The organism is Streptomyces sp. NPDC027962, from assembly GCF_055566095.1.
Genome location: NZ_JBVHTA010000006.1, coordinates 160516 through 183334, shown reverse-complemented (window position 1 = coordinate 183334; position 22819 = coordinate 160516). Strand labels below are relative to the sequence as shown.

General features: G+C 70.6%; 18 protein-coding genes and 2 tRNA genes. 15 read left to right on the top strand and 5 right to left on the bottom strand.

Features of this window, described 5'->3' with window-relative positions:
- Window positions 1-54: 54 nt before the first annotated feature.
- Window positions 55-849, top strand: coding sequence for an O-methyltransferase (locus ACZ4SA_RS08290; protein ID WP_468271108.1), 795 nt, complete (start codon window positions 55-57; stop codon window positions 847-849).
- A gap of 107 nt (window positions 850-956) precedes the next feature.
- Here ACZ4SA_RS08290 and rfbC read toward each other — a convergent pair whose 3' ends face one another.
- Window positions 957-1556 carry a dTDP-4-dehydrorhamnose 3,5-epimerase gene (gene rfbC, locus ACZ4SA_RS08285; RefSeq protein ID WP_468271107.1) on the bottom strand — a complete coding sequence of 200 codons (600 nt, stop codon included), beginning with the start codon at window positions 1554-1556 and terminating at the stop codon, window positions 957-959.
- A 102-nt stretch (window positions 1557-1658) separates the two neighbouring features.
- Window positions 1659-3743 (bottom strand): glycosyltransferase family 2 protein, encoded by a 2085-nt coding sequence (locus tag ACZ4SA_RS08280; RefSeq protein WP_468271105.1) that lies wholly within the window; start codon window positions 3741-3743, stop codon window positions 1659-1661.
- A 428-nt stretch (window positions 3744-4171) separates the two neighbouring features.
- Here ACZ4SA_RS08280 and proB point away from each other — a divergent pair, with 428 nt between their 5' ends.
- The 5 genes from proB (at window position 4172) to ACZ4SA_RS08255 (ending at window position 9389) form a co-directional block, all read left to right on the top strand.
- Complete coding sequence (gene proB / locus ACZ4SA_RS08275; protein WP_468271103.1) at window positions 4172-5278, top strand: glutamate 5-kinase; 1107 nt, start codon at window positions 4172-4174, stop codon at window positions 5276-5278.
- Between the two features lie 159 nt (window positions 5279-5437).
- A complete protein-coding gene (locus tag ACZ4SA_RS08270) occupies window positions 5438-6076 on the top strand; it encodes a hypothetical protein (protein WP_468271101.1) in 639 nt (212 codons plus the stop codon).
- A 99-nt stretch (window positions 6077-6175) separates the two neighbouring features.
- Window positions 6176-7468 (top strand): glutamate-5-semialdehyde dehydrogenase, encoded by a 1293-nt coding sequence (locus ACZ4SA_RS08265; protein WP_468271099.1) that lies wholly within the window; start codon window positions 6176-6178, stop codon window positions 7466-7468.
- A gap of 90 nt (window positions 7469-7558) precedes the next feature.
- Complete coding sequence (locus ACZ4SA_RS08260) at window positions 7559-8179, top strand: SCO2584 family spore wall biosynthesis protein (RefSeq protein WP_468271097.1); 621 nt, start codon at window positions 7559-7561, stop codon at window positions 8177-8179.
- 133 nt (window positions 8180-8312) lie between these two features.
- Window positions 8313-9389, top strand: a complete 1077-nt coding sequence (locus ACZ4SA_RS08255; RefSeq protein ID WP_468271095.1) for an SCO2583 family membrane protein — start codon at window positions 8313-8315, stop codon at window positions 9387-9389.
- On the opposite strand, the gene ACZ4SA_RS08250 is transcribed toward ACZ4SA_RS08255, so the two are convergent.
- A complete protein-coding gene (locus ACZ4SA_RS08250) occupies window positions 9374-10456 on the bottom strand; it encodes a M48 family metallopeptidase (protein WP_468271093.1) in 1083 nt (360 codons plus the stop codon). The genes ACZ4SA_RS08255 and ACZ4SA_RS08250 overlap by 16 nt on opposite strands.
- Window positions 10457-10676: 220 nt before the next feature.
- Between ACZ4SA_RS08250 and ACZ4SA_RS08245 the strand changes: the two genes are divergently transcribed.
- The 8 genes from ACZ4SA_RS08245 to ACZ4SA_RS08210 all read left to right on the top strand — a co-directional run bounded on the left by ACZ4SA_RS08245 (window position 10677) and on the right by ACZ4SA_RS08210 (window position 16117).
- Window positions 10677-10838, top strand: a complete 162-nt coding sequence (locus ACZ4SA_RS08245; protein ID WP_356639208.1) for a hypothetical protein — start codon at window positions 10677-10679, stop codon at window positions 10836-10838.
- Window positions 10839-10876: 38 nt separating this feature from the next.
- Window positions 10877-11524: a nicotinate-nucleotide adenylyltransferase gene (gene nadD / locus ACZ4SA_RS08240; protein ID WP_468271091.1), complete on the top strand. Its 648-nt coding sequence runs from the start codon at window positions 10877-10879 to the stop codon at window positions 11522-11524.
- Between the two features lie 20 nt (window positions 11525-11544).
- Window positions 11545-13449 (top strand): LCP family protein, encoded by a 1905-nt coding sequence (locus tag ACZ4SA_RS08235; protein ID WP_468271089.1) that lies wholly within the window; start codon window positions 11545-11547, stop codon window positions 13447-13449.
- Window positions 13450-13544: 95 nt separating this feature from the next.
- Window positions 13545-13979: a ribosome silencing factor gene (rsfS, locus tag ACZ4SA_RS08230; RefSeq protein WP_468271087.1), complete on the top strand. Its 435-nt coding sequence runs from the start codon at window positions 13545-13547 to the stop codon at window positions 13977-13979.
- Window positions 13976-14665: a histidine phosphatase family protein gene (locus ACZ4SA_RS08225; RefSeq protein WP_468271244.1), complete on the top strand. Its 690-nt coding sequence runs from the start codon at window positions 13976-13978 to the stop codon at window positions 14663-14665. The genes rsfS and ACZ4SA_RS08225 overlap by 4 nt, the downstream gene beginning before the upstream one ends.
- A gap of 557 nt (window positions 14666-15222) precedes the next feature.
- A tRNA-Ala gene (locus ACZ4SA_RS08220) sits at window positions 15223-15295 on the top strand.
- A gap of 349 nt (window positions 15296-15644) precedes the next feature.
- On the top strand, window positions 15645-15878 hold the full coding sequence (locus ACZ4SA_RS08215; RefSeq protein ID WP_026277450.1) for a hypothetical protein: 234 nt from the start codon (window positions 15645-15647) through the stop codon (window positions 15876-15878).
- Between the two features lie 166 nt (window positions 15879-16044).
- A tRNA-Ala gene (locus tag ACZ4SA_RS08210) sits at window positions 16045-16117 on the top strand.
- 67 nt (window positions 16118-16184) lie between these two features.
- Here the strand turns inward: ACZ4SA_RS08210 and ACZ4SA_RS08205 are convergent.
- Window positions 16185-17780 (bottom strand): NADH-quinone oxidoreductase subunit NuoF family protein, encoded by a 1596-nt coding sequence (locus tag ACZ4SA_RS08205; RefSeq protein ID WP_468271085.1) that lies wholly within the window; start codon window positions 17778-17780, stop codon window positions 16185-16187.
- Window positions 17777-19450 (bottom strand): hypothetical protein, encoded by a 1674-nt coding sequence (locus tag ACZ4SA_RS08200; protein WP_468271083.1) that lies wholly within the window; start codon window positions 19448-19450, stop codon window positions 17777-17779. The genes ACZ4SA_RS08205 and ACZ4SA_RS08200 overlap by 4 nt, the downstream gene beginning before the upstream one ends.
- 429 nt (window positions 19451-19879) lie before the next feature.
- Here ACZ4SA_RS08200 and leuS point away from each other — a divergent pair, with 429 nt between their 5' ends.
- The gene (gene leuS, locus ACZ4SA_RS08195; protein ID WP_468271082.1) at window positions 19880-22762 is read left to right on the top strand and encodes a leucine--tRNA ligase; all 2883 of its coding nucleotides are present in this window, start codon (window positions 19880-19882) and stop codon (window positions 22760-22762) included.
- Window positions 22763-22819 lie beyond the last annotated feature (57 nt).

The window sequence follows — 22819 nt, the reverse complement described above, 5'->3', positions numbered from 1 at the left end:
ACGCTAACTTCGCTGGGAATCAATCAATTTGATTCCCAGCGAAGGGCACCATCGGTGGACCGCCACGGCTTCCTGCGTCAGCTGCACCGCACCTGCAAACCCCGCAACTATCTGGAGATCGGGGTCAACGACGGGCGCAGCCTGGCGCTATCCCGGGTTCCTTCCGTCGCGGTCGACCCCGCATTCCGGGTCGTGACGAGCATCAGCTGCGACGTGCATCTGGTCAGGGCCACCAGCGACGACTTCTTCGCCCGCAAGGACCCGCTCGTTCATCTGCGGACGGGCCGCAATCCATTTCGCGCTCTCGCCCGCAGGGACCCGATGAACGTGCTGGGCGGCGATCCGAAACTGGAACTGTCGTTCATCGACGGAATGCACCTCTTCGAGTTCGCGCTGCGCGACTTCATGAACGTCGAGCGGCATTCCCGCTGGTCGAGCGTGATCGTGCTCGACGACATGCTGCCGAGGAACGTGGACGAGGCCGCGCGGGACCGGCACACCAAATTCTGGGCCGGCGACGTCTACAAGGTCGCCCAGGTGCTGCGGAAGTACCGGCCGGACCTCGTCGTCGTCGAGGTGGACACCGCCCCGACGGGCGTGCTGGCCGTCTTCGGCGCCAACCCGGAGAGCACCGTCCTCAAGGACGCGTACGACAAGATCATCGAAGACTTCGTCGTACCGGACCCGCAGGATGTCCCGGACGAGGTGCTCGTCCGGAAGAACGCCGTCCAGCCCGAGGCGCTGCTGGGCGCCGACTTCTGGCCCGCTCTGATCAGGGCGCGCGCGCTGCGCCGCCCACGCGCGGCTTTCGCGCCGGTGCGCAGGAGCCTCGAGAAGCTCACCGGCTGACTGAGCCGGCTGAGCGGTCCCGGCGAACGCCCCAGGTCCGGCGGACCCGGGGCGTTCTCGTGCCGTGAGTCGTTCTCGTGTTTCAGCCCCGCGCGCGCAGCTGTGTCTCAGCCCTGCGCGCGCAGCTGTGTGTCGTACGCCGCGCACTCCTCGTATCGCGGCAGCAGCCCCTGCCGCTCGGCCTCCGCCAGCGACGGTGCCGCCGCGTCTTTGTCGGACAGCAGTGGGGTGATGCCCCCCGGCCACTCGATGCCGAGACCCGGGTCGAGCGGATGGATACCGTGCTCACGTTCGGGGGCGTAACCGGCGGAGCAGAGGTAGACGACCGAGGCGTCGTCCGTCAGGGCCATGAAGGCGTGGCCGAGCCCCTCGGACAGATAGACGCTGTGGTGGTCCACGTCGTCCAGCCGGACCGCCTCCCACTGCCCGAACGTCGCAGAGCCGACCCTGATGTCCACGACGACGTCCAGGACGGCGCCCCGGACGCACTTGACGTACTTGGCCTGGCTCGGCGGGACGTCGGCGAAGTGGATGCCGCGGAGCGTGCCACGGCTGGAGACCGAGCAGTTGGCCTGGGCCAGGTGCAGGCGATGGCCCGCGGACCCGACGAAGTCCGGTTCCCCGAACCACTCGTGGAAGCTGCCGCGGCTGTCCTGGAAGATCTTCGGCTCATGCACCCAGGCACCGGGGATGGAGAGCTGCCGCATGTGATCACGTCCTCATTCCGGGTCACGTATCGTCGGCCCGGCGGATCGGCCGGGCGGATCGGCCGGGCGGGTCAAGCCTGACGGCCGCCGGATCGCAGCGGGTCAGCCGAGCAGCCGCGCCGCCAGCCGGCGCACCTTCTTGCGGCCGGCCGACGGCAGCCGGCGGACGACCGGTCCAGCGACTGCCCGCGCGGCGCTGCGCAGCATCGCCCGCCGACGCTGCGCGGTGATCTTCCGCAGCAGCGCGGGGTCGGGCGAAGGCAGGCTGTCGTCCAGCCGGATACGACCGTGGCCGTCCACGTCCGCCGTGCACAGCGGCAGGGGACGGCCCTTGTCGCCGTCGAGCCGTACACCTAGCTGCCAAGTGCCCGCCGGGGCGCCTTCGACCTGGCGCGGCACGGTCAGATGGGCGCGGCCCTGCGCCGGACGCAGGGCGCACGGGAACGAGTGCACCACCGCGGTCTCCAGCGCCTCGGACGCCCCCGCGGGGCCGGCCGCCGCGTCGGACGGCTTGCTCAGCACCACCTCGACCGTTGCGGGGCCGGTGCTGCCCGTGGTGAAGAGGTCGAGCCGCAGTTGCTGCGACCGCCCGGGCATCCGCAGCACGGGACGCCCCTCCAGATACGGGACGACCTTCTTGCCGCGGCGCGCGACATCCAGTGTGAGGTTGCTGTGCGTGTCGGTGAAGTACGGGATGACCGGTCGCGCGGGTGAGGACAGCAGCGCCGGGAAGCACTGGCCGTCGACGTGCTCCGCGCGCTCGGCGCCCAGCCGCGCCCTGCGGACGAGGCCGAGGCCGCGGACCGTCACCCAGGCGTCCCAGAAGCCGCGCGGCAGGCTGCCGCGGCCCTTGCGGCCGCCCTCGGAGGCCAGCCGGCCCGTCCCGCGCTGCACGATCTCGCAGGTTCCGTCCTCCTCGTCCAGCAGCTCCACCCGCGCCTCGAACGTGGCGGGGCACGGCCACTCGACCGCTTTGTCGCGGTCGCGCAGTGCCAGCTCGGCCTTGAAGCCGCCGAGGTCGTCGGTGATGTCGAGAAGGGCACCGTCGGGCAGGAAGCTGGAGGTGATGTCCGGGTGGACGTACAGCCGCTCGTCGCGGCGCAGCAGCTTCAGCGGCACGCGCTGCTCGCCGTGCACGAGGCGTGCGGCGAGGGTCAGGGCGAGCCGGCCGTCGGCCTCCCAGGCGACGTTCTCGAGTCGCACCGTGCCCTTGACGGAGGAGGCCAGCCGGGCGAGCCGGACCAGCCCCTGCGGGTCGTTCTCGCGCAGCAGGGCCGAGCGCATCCGGAGCATCGGGCCGAGTCCGTTGTGCACGGAGTCGCCCATGAACTCCAGGGCGAGGGGCCGCACCGCCTCGATCATCTCGCGCAGATAGTCGTCGTCGTACTTGAGCACCGCCGGTTCGCTGAGGCGGCCGAGCATCTCGACGCGGTAGAAGCGGCGCAGCACCCGGTCCCGGAGCGGGCCCGGTTCGGTGTTGGCGACGACGACCTCGAGGACCTCGCGGAGGTTGCCGTAGTAACCCGCGGGGACGAGCTTGGCCGACCCGGCGTTCTTGCCGTCGTCCCGCTTGGAGTAGTGGTAGCAGGTGTACGTGCCGAGGATGGAGACGACCTGAGCGGGGAAGTACGCCTTCATCATGTAGAGCTGGTCCTCGAGGCGGCGCTTGCCCTCGGGGTAGGCGATGCCGTTCTCGCGCAGGAACTCGGTGCGGAACATCTTGTGCGGCGTGAGGCTGTCGAACAGCGGAGCGTTGCGCAGCGTGCACTTCTCGCGGTTCGTGCGGAAGACGCCGTGCGGCACCCCCCGGAAGTTGCTGGCCACCTTGCCGATGACGATGTCGGAGCCGTTGCGGTGGCCCATGGCGTGGAGCCTTCGCAGCGCGTCGGTGCCCAGGTGGTCGTCCTGGTCGAGGAACTGGACGTACTCGCCCCTGGCCTCGGCGACTCCGATGTTCCGCGGTTTGCCCGGCCAGCCGGAATTCGGAATGTGAATCACCCGGAAGTGGGGGTGCTGTGCCGCCAGCTTGTCGAGACGCTCCGGCGTGTCGTCGGTGGACCCGTCGTCGACGAACACGACCTCGAACTCCTCGGCGGGCAGGGTCTGGCCGAGGAGGGAGTCGATGCAGGGATCGATGTACTTTCCGGGGTTGTACACCGGGATGACGACGCTCACTTTGACCGACACGACTGTGCCCCGTCTCTTGTGGGAACCGGAGTCGAAGATGTGGGGCAGGAGGCAGGCGCGCGCCGACGCGGTCGCGGGGGCCACCGCCCATCCAGCACCCTATCGGTTGTCCGGAACGCGCACTTCGCGTGCGACGCAACTCGTGCTAGGAGCGGTCCCCTTCGGAGCGACCCGACCGCGTGCCGGCGGCCCCGGGCTCGTGGCCGTGGCCAAAATCCGCTGTCCACCGAACGGAATGCCCGCGCAGGCGGCGCGCGCCCTGGCATAGATTCGGCCTTGTGACAGAGGCGAGGCAGAGCGTGGCAGGACAGACCCCCGACGACACCCCGGGGCAGGGTTCAGGGCGAGATGGACGACAGGTCGCCGCGTACACCGCGGCACACTCGGCGGGGACCCGGCCCGCGCACCGCACCGAAGCGAGGGCGCAGGTGACAGAGGCCCGCCGGATCGTCGTCAAGGTCGGCTCCTCGTCCCTGACCACCGCCGCCGGCGGACTCGACGCCGACCGGGTCGATGCCCTCGTCGACGTGCTCGCCAGGATCCGCAGTGGCGGCGAGAAGGAGATAGTGCTGGTCTCCTCCGGGGCCATCGCGGCGGGCCTCGCGCCGCTCGGACTGGCCCGCCGCCCCAAGGACCTGGCCCGTCAGCAGGCCGCCGCCAGCGTCGGCCAGGGCCTGCTCGTCGCCCGCTACACAGCCTCCTTCGCCCGCTACGGCGTCCGTGTCGGCCAGGTGCTCCTCACCAGCGACGACACAAGCCGCCGGGCGCACTACCGCAACGCCTACCGGACCCTCGACCAGCTCCTCGCCATGGGCGCGGTCCCGGTCGTCAACGAGAACGACACCGTCGCCACGGACGAGATCCGCTTCGGCGACAACGACCGGCTCGCCGCGCTCGTCGCCCATCTGGTACGCGCCGACCTGCTCGTCCTGCTCTCGGACGTCGACGGCCTCTACGACGGCGACCCGGCACGCCCCGGCACCTCCCGCATCGACGAGGTGCACGGGCCGGAGGACATTGCGCACGTCCAGATCGGCAGCGCGGGAAAGGCGGGTGTCGGCACCGGCGGCATGGTCACCAAGGTCGAGGCGGCGCGGATCGCCGCGGCCGCCGGGGTCCCGGTCGTCCTCACCTCCGCGAGCCGCGCCGCCGACGCCCTCTCCGGCCGCACCACCGGCACGTACTTCCACGCGACCCGACGCCGCTCGGCCGACCGGCTCCTGTGGCTCGCGCACGCCTCCACCCCGCAGGGGTCCCTCACCCTCGACGACGGGGCCGTGCGGGCGGTCGTGGACGGCAGGAAGTCGCTGCTGCCCGCCGGGATCGCCGCCGTCGACGGCGAGTTCAGCGCGGGCGACCCCGTGGAGCTGCGGGACGCGGCGGGGCGGGCAGTGGCCCGGGGGCTGGTCAACTTCGATGCCAAGGAGATCCCGCAGCTGCTCGGCCGTTCCACCAGGGAGCTGGCGAAGGAGCTGGGACCGGAGTACGAGCGGGAAGTCGTACACAGGGACGATCTGGTCGTCCTTCACCCCTGAAAGGGTCTCCCTTCCCGCTGAAAGACGGCGAAAGCCCGCCTTCTGGCAGAGACCTTTACCAAAACCGCCCCATGCCACGCCGCGGGCTGGTCAACTTTGTCGCGGGGGTACGCGGGGTTCGGAACAACGACGCAGCGACGCAGCAACAGGAGGCGGCCGGTGAGACGAGCGCGCCCAGGGGATGTGCCCCGAGGGAACGGGAGGCCGCCCCAAGTCCGCCGGACGGGAGGCGAGGAGCGCGCCCTGACCAGTGTCGGGGCGGGCGCCGACTTCGGTGACGGGCGCGGTGACGAAGCTGTGGACGGTCGCGGGGACGGGCGGGTCGAGAGTCCTTCCGACCTGCGGACCGAGACCGAGGCGGGACGCGGAGACCGGACGACCGTGCACGGCCCCGCGGCCGGCACGGCCGCGGCGGAGACCGGCGCTCTGCCCGGCAGCCGCACGGAGGAACGCGTGCTGTCGAAGCTGTGGCACATCACCCTCAGCGTCTCCGGCCCGGAGGCTCCGCTGAAGGAGGTCCGGCGCGGCCTGGAGCAGCTGGCCCACGACCATCCCTTCCTGCTCACCAGCCGGTACGCGAACGATCACGCGGAGATCCGCTACTGGGAGGAGGCGCGCGACCTCCACGACGCGGCGGCCGTCGCCCTGCGGCTGTGGGGCGAACACCGTGCCACGGCCAAACTTCCCCCCTGGGAGATCGTCGGCCTGGAGGTCATCGACCGGCAGACCTACCACCAGCGCATCGCGGAGGGATACGGCCCGCCGCCGGCCGCACCGGTAGGGGTGCACCCCTTCTGACGCCTGCGGCCGCCGAGGTATGCCGTCCGGTCGTGGTGCGTCGTCTCGCGGATCGGGATACGGGATGGATGCCTGCCAACGGCCCATTACGCTGCACGTATGACGTCGCTCTCTTCGGTCTCGCCGTACGACAACATGTCCCCGGTCGCCCAGGCGGCCTACCGGGCCCGCGCAGCGGCCGCCGACCTCGCGCCACTGCCCCGGTCGGCCAAGGACGACGCGCTGCTCGCGATGGCGGACGCCCTCGAGGTCCGTACGAGCGAGATCGTCGAGGCCAACGCCGAGGACATCGCCCGCGCACGCGAGGCCGGGACGAGCGAGGCCATCATCGACCGGCTCACCCTCACCCCCGAGCGGGTGCGGGCCATCGCCGCCGACGTGCGCCATGTGGCAGCACTGCCCGACCCCGTGGGCGAGGTCATGCGCGGCTCGACCCTGCCCAACGGCATCGACCTGCGCCAGGTGCGGGTGCCCCTCGGCGTCGTCGGCATCATCTACGAGGCCCGGCCGAACGTCACGGTCGACGCCGCCGCGCTCTGCCTGAAGTCCGGCAACGCGGTGCTGCTGCGCGGCTCGTCCTCCGCGTACTCCTCGAACACCGCCCTCGTGCGGGTGCTGCGGGACGCCGTCGGCGGCTCCGGGCTGCCCGCCGACGCGGTGCAGCTGGTGCCGGGCGAGAGCCGTGACTCGGTGCGGGAGCTGATGCGGGCCCGCGGCATGGTCGACGTGCTGATCCCGCGCGGCGGAGCCTCGCTGATCCGCACGGTCGTCGAGGAGTCCACCGTCCCCGTCATCGAGACCGGCACCGGCAACTGCCATGTGTACGTCGACGCAGAGACCGACATCGGCATGGCCATCGACATCCTGATCAATTCGAAGGCGCAGCGGCCGAGCGTCTGCAACGCCGCAGAGACTCTCCTTGTCCACAAGGACGTCGCCGCCGCCTTCCTGCCCCGCGCGCTGGACGCACTCGCCGACGCCGGCGTGACCGTGCACGGCGACGAACGCGTGATCGAGTACACGGACGCGACCAAGGCCACGATCGTGCCGGCGACCACGGAGGACTGGGAGACGGAGTACCTCTCCTACGACATCGCGGCAGCCGTCGTCGAGTCGCTGGAGGCGGCCGTCGCCCACATCAGGCTCTGGTCGTCCGGCCACACCGAGGCGATCGTCACCACCTCGCAGGCCGCGGCCCGCCGATTCACCCAGTTGGTGGATTCCACGACGGTGGCTGTGAACGCGTCCACGCGTTTCACGGACGGCGGCCAGTTCGGCTTCGGCGCGGAGATCGGGATCTCCACCCAGAAGCTGCACGCACGCGGCCCGATGGGGCTTCCCGAACTCACGTCGACGAAGTACATCGTGACCGGCGACGGTCACACGCGATGACCGTCAGCGGTGTGCTGCCCCGCGTCACACGGGCGGGGAGAATTTGCACTCTCCCTGCCCAAACCGAGCCTCCCGGTCTACTCTGAAGACGTGCCGGACGACGTGGGGGGTAGGCCGTTCCCGGACGGCTGGGAGCCCGACGACGACCGCGGGGGCGCGGATGAGGACTTCGCCACCGTGGTCTTCGACGAGGACTTCGTACGGGCCGCCAGGATCCATGAACCGAGCGCCGTCGAGCGGCTGGTAGCGGCAGCCCAGGCGCGCGCGGAGGCCGAGGCCTCCCGCTCCGGCCCGCGCGGCCACTCCGCGGACGACGACCTCTACGACGGTGCCTACGGCGGCGGACACCGCAGAAGCCGCGGCCACGACGACGAAGAGGACGACGAGGACGTCGGCTCCGACGGCGAGTGGGCGGGCCCCTACGGGCGGCACGGCGGCGCGCTGCGCCCTTACCGCGGCAGCGCCCGCTGGCACCGGCCGGTGGCCTGGATCCTGGCCCTGGTGATGGGCATCGGGATGGTCGCGCTCGCCTTCACGGCCGTCTACCGCGGCGCCTCGAACAACAACCGTCAGGAACCGGGGCCGCAGCCCGCCAGGACCGGCGTGGACGCCCCGCCGACGGGCGCCACGGTCAGCGGGCGGGGCGACGGCGCCCCCGCGCCACTCGAGCGCTCCGCACCCCGCGTCTCGGCGATCCCGCGCACCCCCTGAGCCCCTCGTCAGGCCGCACCGCAGCCTGCTGCGATACCCCCCGGGCAGGCGGCCCGCAAGTCGGTGAGGCCTTGTCAGAACTTGTCGTGTACCAGCGCGTTTACCGTGCCCCTGCCGGACCTACCCTGAAAGTATGGCTGGGCGTGGAGACCCGCCCGAGGGGACTCCCGAGGGGCTCCCCGGCGGTGGAGAGGACGAATACGGATCCGTCGTCTTCGACGAGTCTTTCGTCCGTGCTGCCCGAGTGCAGGAATTCTCCGCCGCGGAGCGGATGGGCGAGCACGCGCCCGCCGTGCGCAGCCTCCCCGTGTGGAGGGGCAGGCGGGCGCCCCGGCAGGCCTTGCTGCTTGTCCTGCTCGTCGTGATCGCCTTCGGCACCGCGATCTACCTGGGCGTCCGGCATCCTTACCAGCCGGTCGCGGTCCGGCAGGCGGAGCCGTTGCGCATCACCCTGGTGCCGCTCGCGCCGCAGGGACGGGTGCCTGGAGGGACATCCGACGAGCTCTACGCGCACAGCCCGGCCGACCAGTTCCGCGTCGGCGCCTCCGGGATCACCATGCCTGCCGTCCGCCGGACCGGTCACTTTTCGGAGGGGCAGGTGATGACCGCGCTCGCGACCACCAAGGACTATCTGGTCAAGTCGTCACTCGACCCGGACGTCCTCACCGGTGACGCGGTCCAGCCCGTACGGACGCTGCTCCACCCGGACCAGCTGTCGCAGTTCGACCGGAGCGTCGCCACGCCGGCCGCCGACGGCCGCCATGCCGCCACGGGCTGGCTGGTGCGCTTCGACCCGGCGAAGATCGAGCTGGCCGATCCCCACGTACGGGTGCGGGGCACGCTGGCCGTCGCGGAGACGGGGGCCGGTACTCTCGAGATCACGTCGGACCACACTTTCGTCTACGCCCTGCGCCCGGCGGCGGCAAGTGGCCCGCGGGCGGACGAGGCCTCGCTCTTCACCGTCCGCCGCGAGCTGCACTTCCGCTTCGACCGGGACGACCTGCAGCACCACCGCCTGGAGGTACGGGTCAGCTACGTGCAGGCCGGCCCCCAGTCCTGCTCGTCCGACGCCTCCGGCACACTCCGTCCGCTGCTCGCCGGTGAACGGGCCGGCTCGGACGGGCCGGCCGGCACCGATCCGTATGCGACGGGCCCGGCCACCGCGGCACTGTGCGGGGCCCTCGCTCCGAAGGCTCAGCCCTCGCCCTGACCCCCTCCGCCCGACGGGGCGGTGCCCGTGCCCGCGCCGGGCGCGCCGCCGTTGCCCATGAACTTGTCGCGCAGCTTGCCGCCGAGGTCGCCGGCCCCGCCCGCTATGTCGCCGACCAGCTTCATCAGCGGGTCCTTGCTGGTACGCACCGACTCGGCGTAGTGCGAGGCCGATTCGCGGAACGAGTCGGTCACCGAGGTGTCCTTGTCCTCGTGGCGCCGCGGGTAGTGGCCGTCCATGATCCGCTGGTAGTCGCGGCTCTCGGCCCACAGCTTCAGCTCGGCTGCACGAACCGTGGTGAACGGGTGCGAGCGGGGGAGCACGTTCAGAATCTTCAGGACCGAGTCGCGCAGGTCGCCCGCGGCCTCGTACTCCTCGGCCTGCTTGAGGAACGCGTCCACGTTCATCTCGTGCAGGTGGTTGCCGCCGGCGATCTTCATCAGGCCGCGCATCGAGGCCTGCAGATCCTGGCCCACGAGCAGGCCGGCGCGGTCCGCGGACAGCTCCGACTTGCGGAACCACTCCCGCAGCGCCGTCACTATCGCCATGATCGCCACATTGCCCAGCGGGATCCATGCGACCTTCAGGGCCAGGCTGGTGAGGAAGAGCAGGATCGTGCGGTAGACCGAGTGGCCCGAGAGGGCGTGGCCGACCTCATGGCCGACGACCGCCCGCATCTCCTCCTCGTCGAGCAGCTCCACGAGCCCGGTGGTGAGGACGATGATCGGCTCGTCCAGGCCGATGCACATGGCGTTGGGACGCGGGTCCTGCGTCACATACATCGCGGGGACCTTCTCCAGGTCCAGGATGTAGCAGGCGTCGCGCAGCATGTCGTGCAGATGCGCGAACTGCTCGTCGCTCACCCGAACCGAGTCGGAGAGGAAAAGCAGTCGCAGGCTGCGCTCGGGCAGCAGCGCGCTGAGTGCCTTGAAAACGGTGTCGAAGCCGCTGAGCTTGCGCAGTGCGACAAGCGCCGAGCGGTCCGCGGGGTGTTCGTACGCCCGAGAGGAGATGTCCGGGAAGCGCTTGCGCTGCCTGCTCGGTACCTGTTCGTGGTTGTCGGTCATGGTGCCCCCTGTTTGGTGCGAGTCCTCGCTCGTCCCCCTGACGGCCCCCAGCGTAGGGGCTGGGAACGCGGCACGGTGCGGCCTGTGGACAACTGTGAAAGCCCTGTCGACGGAGTCTGCGGGAAGCACAACGACTGAGTCGGCGTGAGCGTGCCCGGGCCGCCCGCATACGATGTGCGCGACGTCTCTCCGCTCCGACTCCCGATAGGTCCTGCTGAAGATGAGCCTCACCAGCGCCGCCGCCAACCTGGTCACCCTCGCCGAGGGCGCCGAGCACGGCGGCAATCACGAAAGCCTCAACCCTTACGTCACCGGCGGCGGCGCCCTGCTTGCGCTGCTCCTGCTGCTGTGGATCACCACCCGCTTCAACCGCGACCGCTGAGTCCTGGCCGGCGGCCGGTGCCAGTAGGCTCTGCACGCATGGGAGAGCAGAAAGTGGCCACGGGCCCCGGCCCCGGCTCCGGCTCCGGCTCCGGATCGGGCAGGCGCCGGCTCGGTGTGATGGGCGGGACGTTCGACCCGATCCATCACGGGCACCTGGTCGCCGCGAGCGAGGTGGCGGCACTCTTCCACCTCGACGAGGTGGTGTTCGTACCGACCGGGCAGCCGTGGCAGAAGAGCCACAAGAACGTGTCACCGGCCGAGGACCGCTATCTCATGACGGTCATCGCCACGGCGTCCAACCCGCAGTTCTCGGTGAGCCGGATCGACATCGACCGCGGCGGGCCGACGTACACGATCGACACGCTGCGGGACCTGCGTGCCCTCAACACCGACTCAGACCTGTACTTCATCACGGGTGCCGACGCGCTCTCCCAGATCCTCAGCTGGCGCAACGCCGCCGAGTTGTTCTCCCTCGCCCACTTCATCGGCGTGACCCGCCCGGGCCATGATCTGACGGACGACGGGCTGCCCGAGGGCGGTGTGTCCCTCGTGGAGGTTCCGGCACTGGCGATCTCGTCGACCGACTGCCGGGAGAGAGTCGCCCAGGGGGACCCGGTCTGGTACCTCGTGCCGGACGGTGTGGTGCGCTACATCGACAAGCGCCAGTTGTACCGCGGCGAGTGAGCCACGGGAGAGGGGCAGCGGTGAACGACCAGCAGAACCCGTACGACCCGTACTACCAGCCGCAGATCGTCGGCTACGACGAGTACGGGCAGCCGGTCTATCAGCAGCCCCAGCACTACGACTCCTACGCACAGCAGCAGGACGACCACTCCCCGCAGCCGGGCGGCCGGACGCCACCGGGCGGCCAGGCCCCGCAGGGCGGTGGCGGCTACGGTGCCGATCAAGGCTACGGAGCCGATCAAGGCTACGGATCCGCGCAGACCTACGGCTCGGGCCAGGGCTACGGCTCTGAGCAGGGTTACGGCGCTGACCGGGATTACGGCCAGGCACAGGGCTCGCAGGACTACGGCCGCGACCAGGGGTACGGATACGACCCGTACGCCCCGCAGCCCCAGGGCCCCGCCAACCCGGGTCGGCACGACCCGTACGCCCAGCAGAGGTACCCGGCCCAGCCGCAGGCCGGCGGCTACGGACGCGAGGGCCGGGACGGGCAGGACGCGTACGGCTACGACACCGGCACACAGCCGACCGTCGACACCACCGCTCAGTGGAGCATCCCGCAGCAGCAGGCGTCGGAGCAGCGGCCGGCTGCGTCCGCGCGGGCGGCGCAGCAGAGCGCCGCCGTTCCGGAGCAGCGCAGGACCGAGGACGGGCAGGGGCGGCCCTACCAGACCGAGCAGTTCTCGTTCATCGAGGAGCCCGACGAGGACTCCGAAGACGTCATCGACTGGCTGAAGTTCACCGAGAGCCGCTCCGAGCGCCGTGAGGAGGCCAAACGCCGCGGCCGCAACCGCGCCGTCGCTCTTGTCGTCACCCTGGCCCTCGTACTCGTCGGCGGCGTCGGCTACCTCTGGTACGCCGGCAAGCTGCCCGGTCTGTCCGGCTCCGAGGCCAAGAGCGAGGCGGCGGCCGGCCCGCAGAAGCGCGACGTGATCGTGCTGCACCTGCACAACACCAAGAGGAAGGGCACCTCCACAGCCCTCCTCGTCGACAACGCCACCACCGGGCAGGGCACCACCGTCCTGCTCCCCAACACTCTCTCCGTCGCCAATGACGACGGCACCGCCACCAACCTCGGCAAATCCGTCGAGGACGACGGGTCGACCGGTACCCGCGAAGCGATCGGCACCCTGCTCGGCGCCAAGATCTCGGGCACCTGGCGGCTCGACACCCCGTACTTGGAGAACCTGGTCGAGCTGGTCGGCACGATCGACCTGGACACCGATGCCGAGGTCCCCGGGGCGAAGAAGGGCGAAGCGCCCCTGGTGAAGAAGGGTGAGAACCAGACGCTGAGCGGACGGGCGGCCGTCGCGTACGCCACCCACCGCGGGGCAGGGGAGGCCGAGGAGAAGCAGCTGCTGCGCTTCGGCCAGGTCATGCAGGCGGTGCTCAAGAAGCTTCCGGACGATCCGAAGTCGGCGACCGTCATCGTGGAGACGCTGGCGCAGATCCTCGACCCCTCGCTGAACGAGCGGGACCTCGGAAGCTCCCTCGCCAAGCTCGCCGAACATGCCAAGGGCGGCGACTACAAGACGGCCGTGCTCCCTGTGCAGGAGGACGGCACGCTTACCGACCAGGCCGCGAACAGTGTGGTCAAGGACGTCCTGGGTGGATCCGTCAGCGCACCGGAGCAGGGCGCCGCGGTCCGTGTGGGCGTCAGGAACGGCAGCGGGAACGACGCGGCCACGGAGAAGGCCAGGGTCCTGCTTGTCAACGGCGGCTACTCCGTCATCGACAGCGGCAAGGCCGAAACCGCCACCTCCACACAGGTCACCTACGGCGACGAGGCGCAGAAGGCGAAGGCGGAGGAGGTCGCCAAGACGCTCGGCCTGCCGGCCAGTGCCGTCAAGAAGGGCAAGGCCGCCACCAACGCCGATGTCTCGGTTGTCCTCGGCTCCGATTTCAAGACCGAAGAACCGGAGTGAGCCGGGCGCCGGCAGGGCCATGACCATCGCTGCGTGGACTGTCGGCGGTCCGTGAGACCCTTGAAGGGTTCTCTACCGCCGACGAAAGCCTGCCTGTGACCGCCACGGATCGCTCCATCGAGCTCGTCAACGCCGCCGCCCAGGCGGCGGCCGACCGGCTCGCGCACGACATCATCGCGTACGACGTCAGCGATGTGCTCTCCATCACCGACGCCTTCCTGCTCGCCTCCGCACCCAATGACCGTCAGGTCAAGTCGATCGTCGACGAGATCGAGGAGCGGCTGAACAAGGAGCTCGGCGCCAAGCCGGTGCGCCGCGAGGGCGACCGCGATGCCCGCTGGATCCTGCTCGACTACGTCGACATCGTGGTGCACGTACAGCACAGCGAGGAGCGCGTGTTCTACGCCCTCGAGCGGCTCTGGAAGGACTGCCCCGAGCTCTCGCTGCCGGAGGATGCCCGCAAGACCCGCGGCAAGGCGGAAGAGCACGCCAGGCTCACTGGCGGTGACACGGAAGGGGACCGGAGCTGAACGGCATCAGCAGCGGTGGCGCCGGCGGCGGCACCGCGACGTCGAAGCGTGGGCGCGGCCGCCGCATCGTCCTGTGGCGCCACGGCCAGACCGCGTGGAATCTGGAGCGCCGTTTCCAGGGCTCCACGGACATCGAGCTGACCGAGGCCGGCGTCGCCCAGGCGCGCCGCGCCGCCCGGCTGCTCGCTTCCCTGAACCCGGACGCGATCGTCGCCTCCGACCTGAAGAGGGCGGCGGCGACGGCCGGCGAGCTGGCCGGCGTCACCGGCATCGACACCTCCTACGATGCAGCTCTGCGCGAGACCTACGCGGGCGCCTGGCAGGGCCTGACCCACGATGAGATCGTCGAGAAGTACGGCGAGCAGTACGCGGCCTGGAAGCGCGGCGAGCCCGTCCGGCGCGGCGGCGGCGAGCTGGAGACCGAGGTCGCGGACCGGGCCGCTCCAGTGGTGCTGCACCACGCGGAGAAGCTGCCAGACGACGGAACGCTCGTCGTCGTCAGCCACGGCGGCACCATCCGCACGACCATCGGCCGGCTGCTGGGGCTCGAGGCCCATCACTGGGAGAGCCTCGGCGGGCTCACGAACTGCTGCTGGTCGGTGCTGGGCGAGGGCGCGCGTGGTTGGCGGCTGCTCGAGCACAACGCGGGCACCCTCCCGGAGCCGGTGCTCGGCGACGACACCTGAGGGGGGGCTCAGGCGCCCGGGGCGGGGCCAGCGGTACGCGGCGCCGGGCCGGGTCTCCGCCAGGCCCGAGGTGGGTCTGACGCCGTGCCGGGGCCAGTTGGGACACGACGCCTGAGCCGGTCGTGCGTGCTCGCCGGGGCAAGGGCATCACGTGCTGCCCCGAGTCCGCCGCGTGCGTCGCCCCAGCCGGGGCTCTCGCGCCGTCTGAGCCGAGCCGTCGACTGCGGAGGCGGGGTCTCTCTTCCCTTGCCGCCATTGGGCCACGTGCGTCGCCCGAGCCGGGTCTCTCGCGCCGTCCGAGCCGCACCTTGGTCACCGGTGAAGGCGGGCCACTGGCGGCACTCGAGTCGGGCCGCACGCGTCCACCCGGTCCGGGCACTCGCGTTCGCCGGAGATGGGCCGCGGCCGGGCGCGGCCCTGCTCTGTTGCCGCCGGCACAGGCCGCCCGCCTGCGCCCGCCGCACACCGCTTCCGCGGGGCCGGACCCGGATTTCACTTTCCGGCAGGTCGCAGGCTAAAGTTCTTCTTGTTCGCAGCGCGGAGCGCGAAGAACACGCGGGGCTATAGCTCAGTTGGTAGAGCGCCTGCATGGCATGCAGGAGGTCAGGAGTTCAATTCTCCTTAGCTCCACACTCGGATCCCGTCCCCGCCAGGGGGCGGGATCTTTTCTTGTCGCCGGGGACGGGCCCGGCTTCCGGCAGTCGTGGCCGATCTCGTACGCGAACGCCGCTGACCGCGGTGCCCGGCCGTGGCAGAATCGGACGGCCGGAGGGGACACCGGCGGTACGGGAGGGAGCGCACGATGTCCGCCAGCGGCGAGGAAGCCGGGGAGGCTGCCGATGACCTGCTTGCCACGGCGGAGGGCTGTGCTCGCCTCAGCTGTCCTTCCTGTGGTTCTGTCCATGTCGCTCAGGTCCTCGGTGACAACGGCGGCGTTCGCTACGTGTGCACGGCCTGCGGCCACAGCTGGAGCTGAGTGATGGGTGCCCACAGGCGGAAATGCGACTGGTGCGGCAGTGGTACGCCCATCGTCAGGGACATGGATCCGGTGAATCCCGAGTACCAGTACTGGTGCGAGGAGTGCGCGCGGGCGCTGATCATAAAAGGCGACCCCATCGAGACGTACCGCGAGCTCGAGGGGGAGCCGATCTACGGCAGGCTCCTGGACGAGCACTGCACCCTGAAGCGCTTCTACTCGTTTGCAACGGCCTGATCCACCCGCCCGGATCATCCCGTTCGCCCCTATCGTGAAGCTGTGCGCAAAGGGGGCATCGCGGTGCCGATCGGGCGGCCGCACAAACGATTTGGAGATGCGCCGACGAGGGCGTTAATGTTCTCTACGTCGCCGCGGGGGAACCCGGAAGCGCGGCACACAGCAAGGGGCTATAGCTCAGTTGGTAGAGCGCCTGCATGGCATGCAGGAGGTCAGGAGTTCAATTCTCCTTAGCTCCACAGAAGAAGCAGTGAGGCGGGCCACCCGAACCGGGTGGCCCGCCTCACTGCTTCGTGCGCGTATGTGTCAACTGCGGCCGCTGCCGAGGGCCTTGCGGTTGCTGCTGGGCAGCGCGGGGCGTGCGGGCGGCGGAGTCGGGGCCGAGGAAGCCACCTGCTCGATGCGCATGGCGAGCGCGGGACAGCGGCGCACGGCCCGCTGCGCACGCCCCCTCATGTGCATGGGGACCATCGCGTCGGCCACCGACGGATAGCCGTCCGGGTTGAGCCGGATCAGCTCGGGGACGATGTCCGCACACAGGCCGTGGCCCTGGCACAGCGTCCAGTCCACGAAGATCTTCTCGCCGCTCGGGATCGACTCCTCCGCCTCCTCGTAGCCGGGCAGCGGAAGCGGCAGCACGCCCGTCGTGTCGCGCCCGCAACCGCCGTGCAGCACATGCGCCGCAAGGTCGTCCGTGAAGGCCGACAGGGTCGAGGCGAAGAAGCGAGCGGAACCGTCCGGGTGCTTGCACGCACCGCGGCCCTTGACCGCCTGGGTCACCTCGCGCAGCGCCTCCAGCGCGGCGGGGCCGCCGCCGTTCATCACATCGGCCAGCCCGCCGGCCGCTGCGGGCAGGCCGAGCTTGCACGGGCCGCACTGGCCCGCGGTCTCCGCGGCCAGCCAGTTGGCGACCCGCAGCGCCTCGCCCAGCGGACACGTCTCCGGGCCGATCGGCAGGATCGCGCCCGCGCCCAGTGCGCCGCCCACCGATGCCAGCGACTCCTTGGAGACGACCGCCTCGTGGACGGCTGCGGAGTCGATCCAGTTGCCGTGGTAACCACCCGTCAACACCCCTTGGGGCTGCGGCGGTGCGCCGGCCAGCTGGAGCACGTAGCGCAGCGGCACCCCCGTCGGCACCTCGACGACCATGGGGCGCGCGACCGCCCCGGAGATCGTCAGCATGACGGTGCCCGGCTCGGAATCCAGGCCGGTGTGGCAGTAGCGGCGGGCTCCGATGCGGGCGGCGACGGCGAGCTGCGCGAACGTCTCCGCGTTGGACAGCAGGGTCGGAGCACCGCCCACGCCCGTCTCCGCGGCGCGGACCCGGCGGCCGGGCGGCAGGGCGGGCCCGCCGTTGACGGCCCGGATGACGGAGGACGCCTCGCCCGACACCATGCGTTCGGGGGTGCGGACGACCCTGGCCCGCAGGGCCTGGCCGCGCCGGTCGGCCAAGCCGCGCTCGGCGAGCGCCGCACGCATGGAGATCTCCGTCGAGTTGCGGGTCACCGCGACGACGAGGGTCCGGGCACCGAGCGCCTCCGCGGCGAGCAGCGCACCGTCGAGGATCAGATGGGGGGCGCGGTTCAGCATCACCGTGTCCTTGCGGCAGGCTGGCTCGCCCTCACTGCCGTTGACCACGACGACCGGCCGCACGCCGCGCCGGATCGCAGACTTGGCGACGGCGCGCAGCTTCTTGCCGAACGGGAATCCCGCGCCGCCGCGGCCGGTGAGGGATATGTCCTCGGCAAGCTGGGCGAGCCGTTCGCCGCTCACGGGCTCGAGCGGCCCGTGCACCTTGAGGTGCATGGGCAGGTCTAGACGGTCGACGAGATCAAAACCCTGCGTCAGCTGGGGAAGGCCGACGACGCGGACCTCGGGGACGTCGGGGAGGGGGGCGTTCACGGTCGTTCTCCTGCTGGTGCGTGCCAGGGCTCCCCGGCCGGGGGCTGGAAGAGGGGGCCGGGCAGGGGCGCTGTCTCGTCGTACGCAGGGACATTGCCGGTGTCGTACGAGGAGTGGTCGGTGTAAGGGGCGGTGGCTTCGGTCAGAGGCGTGTCGTAGGGGGCGGTGGATGCGTAGGACGCCGAAGCGCCGTACGCGGCGGCGCCGCCGGTGTCGTACACCGGAACGCCGCCCGTGTCGTAGGTCGGGGCGCCGCCGGTGCCGTATGCGGGGAGACCGCCCGTGTCGTACGTGGGGACGGCACCTGTGTCGTACGTGGGGACGGCGCCCGTGTCGTACGTGGGGACGGCGCCCGTGTCGTAGGGGGCGGATGCCTCGTACGGCGCCGTGCCGCCGTACGACGCAGAGGGGGAGTCGTACGACGGCGCCGGGTCGAAGAGCGGAGGGGGCGGGGTGTCGTAGGCGGGCGGCGCTGCCGGGTCGGGCCGGACCGCCTGCGCCGGGGGAGGCGGCGAGGGGGTCGGCCAGCTGCCCGTACCGGGGCCCGTCTCCGACACCACGGGTATCTCCTCGGTCATCGGCACACGCTCGGCGAGCGGGGCCGACGGCTCGCCGGCGAGCGAGACCGCGCGGTAGGCGGCGGACATACGGGTGCCGCGGCCGGTGGTGCCGCCGCTGTCCGGCGTGACGGCCGGTTCGTCGTCCTGGGGCCGCGGGGCTTCGTACAGCTGCGGCGAAGGGGCGGCGAGCCGCGGGGGCTGTGCGCGCGCCTGGCCGAGGGGCGGCTGGAAGTCCTGCTCGTACGGGCGCTGCGACGGCACGCCGCTCAGTCCGTCGCCCATGCGATCCATGCGTTCCATGCCTGCCGGTACGGGCGGGCGGCCCATCCCGTTCATTCCGCTCACGCCCGGCAGCGGTGCGGTGGCCAGGTCGCGCTGTGCCTGCTCGTCGGCGGTGGGCCCGCCGGAGCCGGCGCCGCCGGTCAGGACGAGGATCTTCGCGGCGATCTGCCGCTGCAGGGGGCGCGGCAGCAGCCGGACGGAGACCGCGGCGGCCACGCCTGCGAGGGCCAGGCAGTACATGGTCACGACGTAGGTCGCGGCCGGCCGGCCGGTGTAGAGGCCGTGGACCAGGGCGAAGCACCAGGCCGGGTACGCCAGCATGTGCAACTGCCGCCAGCGGCCGGCGACGCGGACGTTGCCGGCGAGGGCGCTGCGGAGGGCGCCCGTCGTGCCGGCCACCACCATCAGGAACCCGGCCAGCGAACCGAAGCCGATGAGCGCGGAGGTGCCGGTGACACCGAGCCCGAACGGGATCAGGGCGCCGATCACCGATACATGCCCGAGCGACACCTTCACGGTGGCGTGCAGCAGGAGGAAGCCGAGCGACGCGATCGCGGTCGCCCGGTGGATGCCCTGGGCGAGCAGTCGGTGGCGGGGCGAGAGCAGTAGACGGTCGGTGGCGATGAGACCCCAGGCGACAGAGGCGGTCAAGGAGACCAGGGAGAGGACTCCGGTGGTGAAGTCGAGCGCGGCGCGAAAACTGTCACTTCCTCCGACGGCGAGCAGGGGTAGGAGCACCAACGCGGCCGCGGTGAGGCCGCCTTGCACCTGGCGGCTGAGTCCGAGGCCCGGACCGGGCGACAAACGCATCTTGAGACGAGGGTTCATGGGGCGACTCCGAATGGTGCGGGAAAGCTGTCCCGTTGACGCACTCTAGGTCGGCCCATAGCAACCGGACGAGGTTTCGAGGTTTATAGCGGTGAAGTGAGCGCAACTGACCCGGGGGTTGCCCTGGATAGGTGCGATACGCGGAGTAACCCGGCGGCTCGATCTCCGGAGCGTGGCCGAAAGGCGCTCCTGCCCGGTGGGAGCGCCGTCCGGTGGACAGCAATGCGGCCGGTTCCTTCGCTGCGGTACCCTGACGCCATGCGTGCCGTACGCCTTCTGCTTAGCGAGCCGCGCTGATCAGTCCCGGCGGATGAGAAATCCGGCCGGAATCGGCGCGGCGTCCCCTCCTGTGCGAGGGGATTTTTCATTTCCCCTGTACATGAATCGGCTGGCAGTCGGCAGAGACGATCGATGGAGCTTCGAAGGATCATGAGCGAGATGAACTCGGCTGCTGAGACAGCAGCCCCGCATCGTTATACGGCTGCCATGGCAGCCGACATCGAGGCACGCTGGCAGGACTTCTGGGACGCCGAAGGCAGCTACGAGGCGCCCAATCCGACCGGGGACCTGGCAGGGGACCCGGCGCAGGTGGACAAGCCCAAGAAGTTCGTCATGGACATGTTCCCGTATCCGTCCGGTGCGGGCCTGCACGTCGGTCATCCCCTGGGGTACATCGCCACCGACGTCTTCGCCCGTCACCAGCGGATGACCGGGCACAACGTCCTGCACACCCTGGGCTTCGACGCCTTCGGCCTGCCCGCTGAGCAGTACGCCGTGCAGACTGGCACGCATCCGCGTGTGTCGACCGAAGCGAACATCGAGAACATGAAGGTGCAGCTGCGCCGGCTGGGCCTGGGGCACGACAAGCGCCGGTCGTTCGCCACGATCGACCCGGACTACTACAAGTGGACGCAGTGGATCTTCCTGCAGATCTTCAACTCCTGGTACGACGAGCAGGCGGACCGGGCCCGGCCGATCGATGAGCTGGTCGCCCAGTTCGAGAGCGGTGCGCGCGAGGTGCCTGGGGGTACCTCCCGGGCCGAAGGCTCCGGGGGAGGCCGGGCATGGACCGAGCTGAGCTCCCTCGAGCGCGCCGACGTCCTGGGCCGGTACCGCCTGGCGTACGCCTCCGACGCCCCCGTGAACTGGTGTCCCGGGCTGGGCACCGTGCTGGCGAACGAGGAGGTGACCGGCGACGGCCGTTCCGAGCGTGGCAACTTCCCGGTCTTCAAGGCCAAGCTGCGCCAGTGGAACATGCGCATCACCGCCTATGCCGACCGGCTGCTGAACGACCTGGACGCGCTGGACTGGCCGGAGGCCATCAAGCTGCAGCAGCGCAACTGGATCGGCCGCTCCGAGGGCGCCCGCGTCGACTTCGCGGTCGACGGCCACGACGACGCGCGGATCACCGTCTTCACCACCCGCCCCGACACGCTTTTCGGCGCCACGTACATGGTCCTGGCGCCCGAGCACGGGCTGATCGACTCCATCGTCCCGGCCGAGTGGCCGCAGGGTGTCAAGGAGGCGTGGACCGGCGGAGCCGCCACCCCCGCCGAGGCCGTCGCGGCCTACCGCAAGCAGGCACAGACGAAGAGCGACGTCGAGCGGCAGACCGAGCACAAGGACAAGACCGGTGTGTTCAGCGGCTCTTACGCCCTGAACCCGGTCACCGGCGAGCGGATCCCCGTCTTCGTCGCCGACTACGTCCTGATGGGCTACGGCACGGGCGCCATCATGGCCGTGCCCGGACAGGACGAGCGGGACTGGGAGTTCGCGGAGGCCTTCGGCCTGCCCATCATCCGCACCGTGCAGCCGCCCGAGGGCTGGGAGGGCGAGGCGTTCACCGGGCAGGGCCCGGCGATCAACTCCGCCAACGACGAGATCTCCCTGAACGGCCTGGACGTCGCAGAGGCCAAGGCGAAGATCACGGCCTGGCTGACGGACAAGGGCATCGGTGAGGGAACGGTCAACTTCCGGCTGCGTGACTGGCTGTTCAGCCGGCAGCGCTACTGGGGCGAGCCCTTCCCGATCGTCTACGACGAGGACGGCGTGGCCCACGCGCTGCCCGAGTCGATGCTCCCCCTGGAGCTGCCGGAGGTCGACGACTACTCGCCGCGGACCTTCGACCCGGACGACGCCGACACCCGGCCCGAGACGCCGCTGTCCCGCAACGAGGACTGGGTCGACGTCGAGCTGGACCTGGGCGACGGCCCCAAGCGCTACCGGCGCGAGACCAACACGATGCCCAACTGGGCCGGTTCGTGCTGGTACGAGCTGCGCTACCTGGACCCGCACAACAACGAGCAGCTGGTCGACCCGGCCATCGAGCAGTACTGGATGGGACCGCGCGAGGGACAGCCGCACGGCGGTGTCGACCTGTACGTCGGCGGAGCAGAGCACGCCGTGCTGCACCTGCTGTACGCGCGCTTCTGGTCCAAGGTCCTGTTCGACCTGGGGCACGTCTCGTCGGTCGAGCCGTTCCACAAGCTGTACAACCAGGGCATGATCCAGGCGTACGTCTACCGCGACGAGCGGGGCTTCCCGGTGGCGGCCACCGAGGTCGAGGAGCGGGACGGCACGTTCTACTTCGAGGGTGAGCCCGTCAAGCGCGAGCTCGGCAAGATGGGCAAGTCCCTGAAGAACGCCGTCACCCCGGACGAGATCTGCGCCGAGTACGGTGCGGACACCCTGCGCCTGTACGAGATGGCGATGGGCCCCCTGGACGTCTCCAGGCCGTGGGACACCCGCGCCGTCGTCGGACAGTACCGGCTGCTGCAGCGCCTGTGGCGCAACGTCGTCGACGAGGCGAGCGGCCAGGTCACGGTCGTCGACACGGACGCGGACGAGGCGACGCTGCGCGCGCTGCACAAGGCCATCGACGGTGTGTCGCAGGACATGGCGGCGATGCGCTTCAACACCGCCATTGCCAAGATCACCGAGCTGAACAACCACCTGACGAAGTCGGGCGGTCCGGTGTCCCGCTCGGTCGCGGAGCGCCTGGTCCTGCTGATCGCTCCGCTGGCCCCGCACATCGCGGAGGAGCTGTGGCGCAGGCTGGGCCACTCCGAGTCGGTGGTGCACCAGGACTACCCGGTCGCCGACCCGGCGTACGTCGTGGACGAGACCGTGACCTGCGTCGTGCAGATCAAGGGCAAGGTCAAGGCACGTCTGGAGGTCTCTCCGTCCATCACGGACGAGGAGCTGGAGGCCCTGGCGCTGGGTGAGGCGGCGGTCGTCGCCGCTCTGGGCGGTGTCGGCATCCGCAAGGTGGTCGTACGGGCGCCGAAGCTGGTCAACATCGTGCCTGCGTAACGGGCACGCGTTTCGGCCGGACACGTTTCGGTTGGACCCGTTTCGCCCGGACACGTT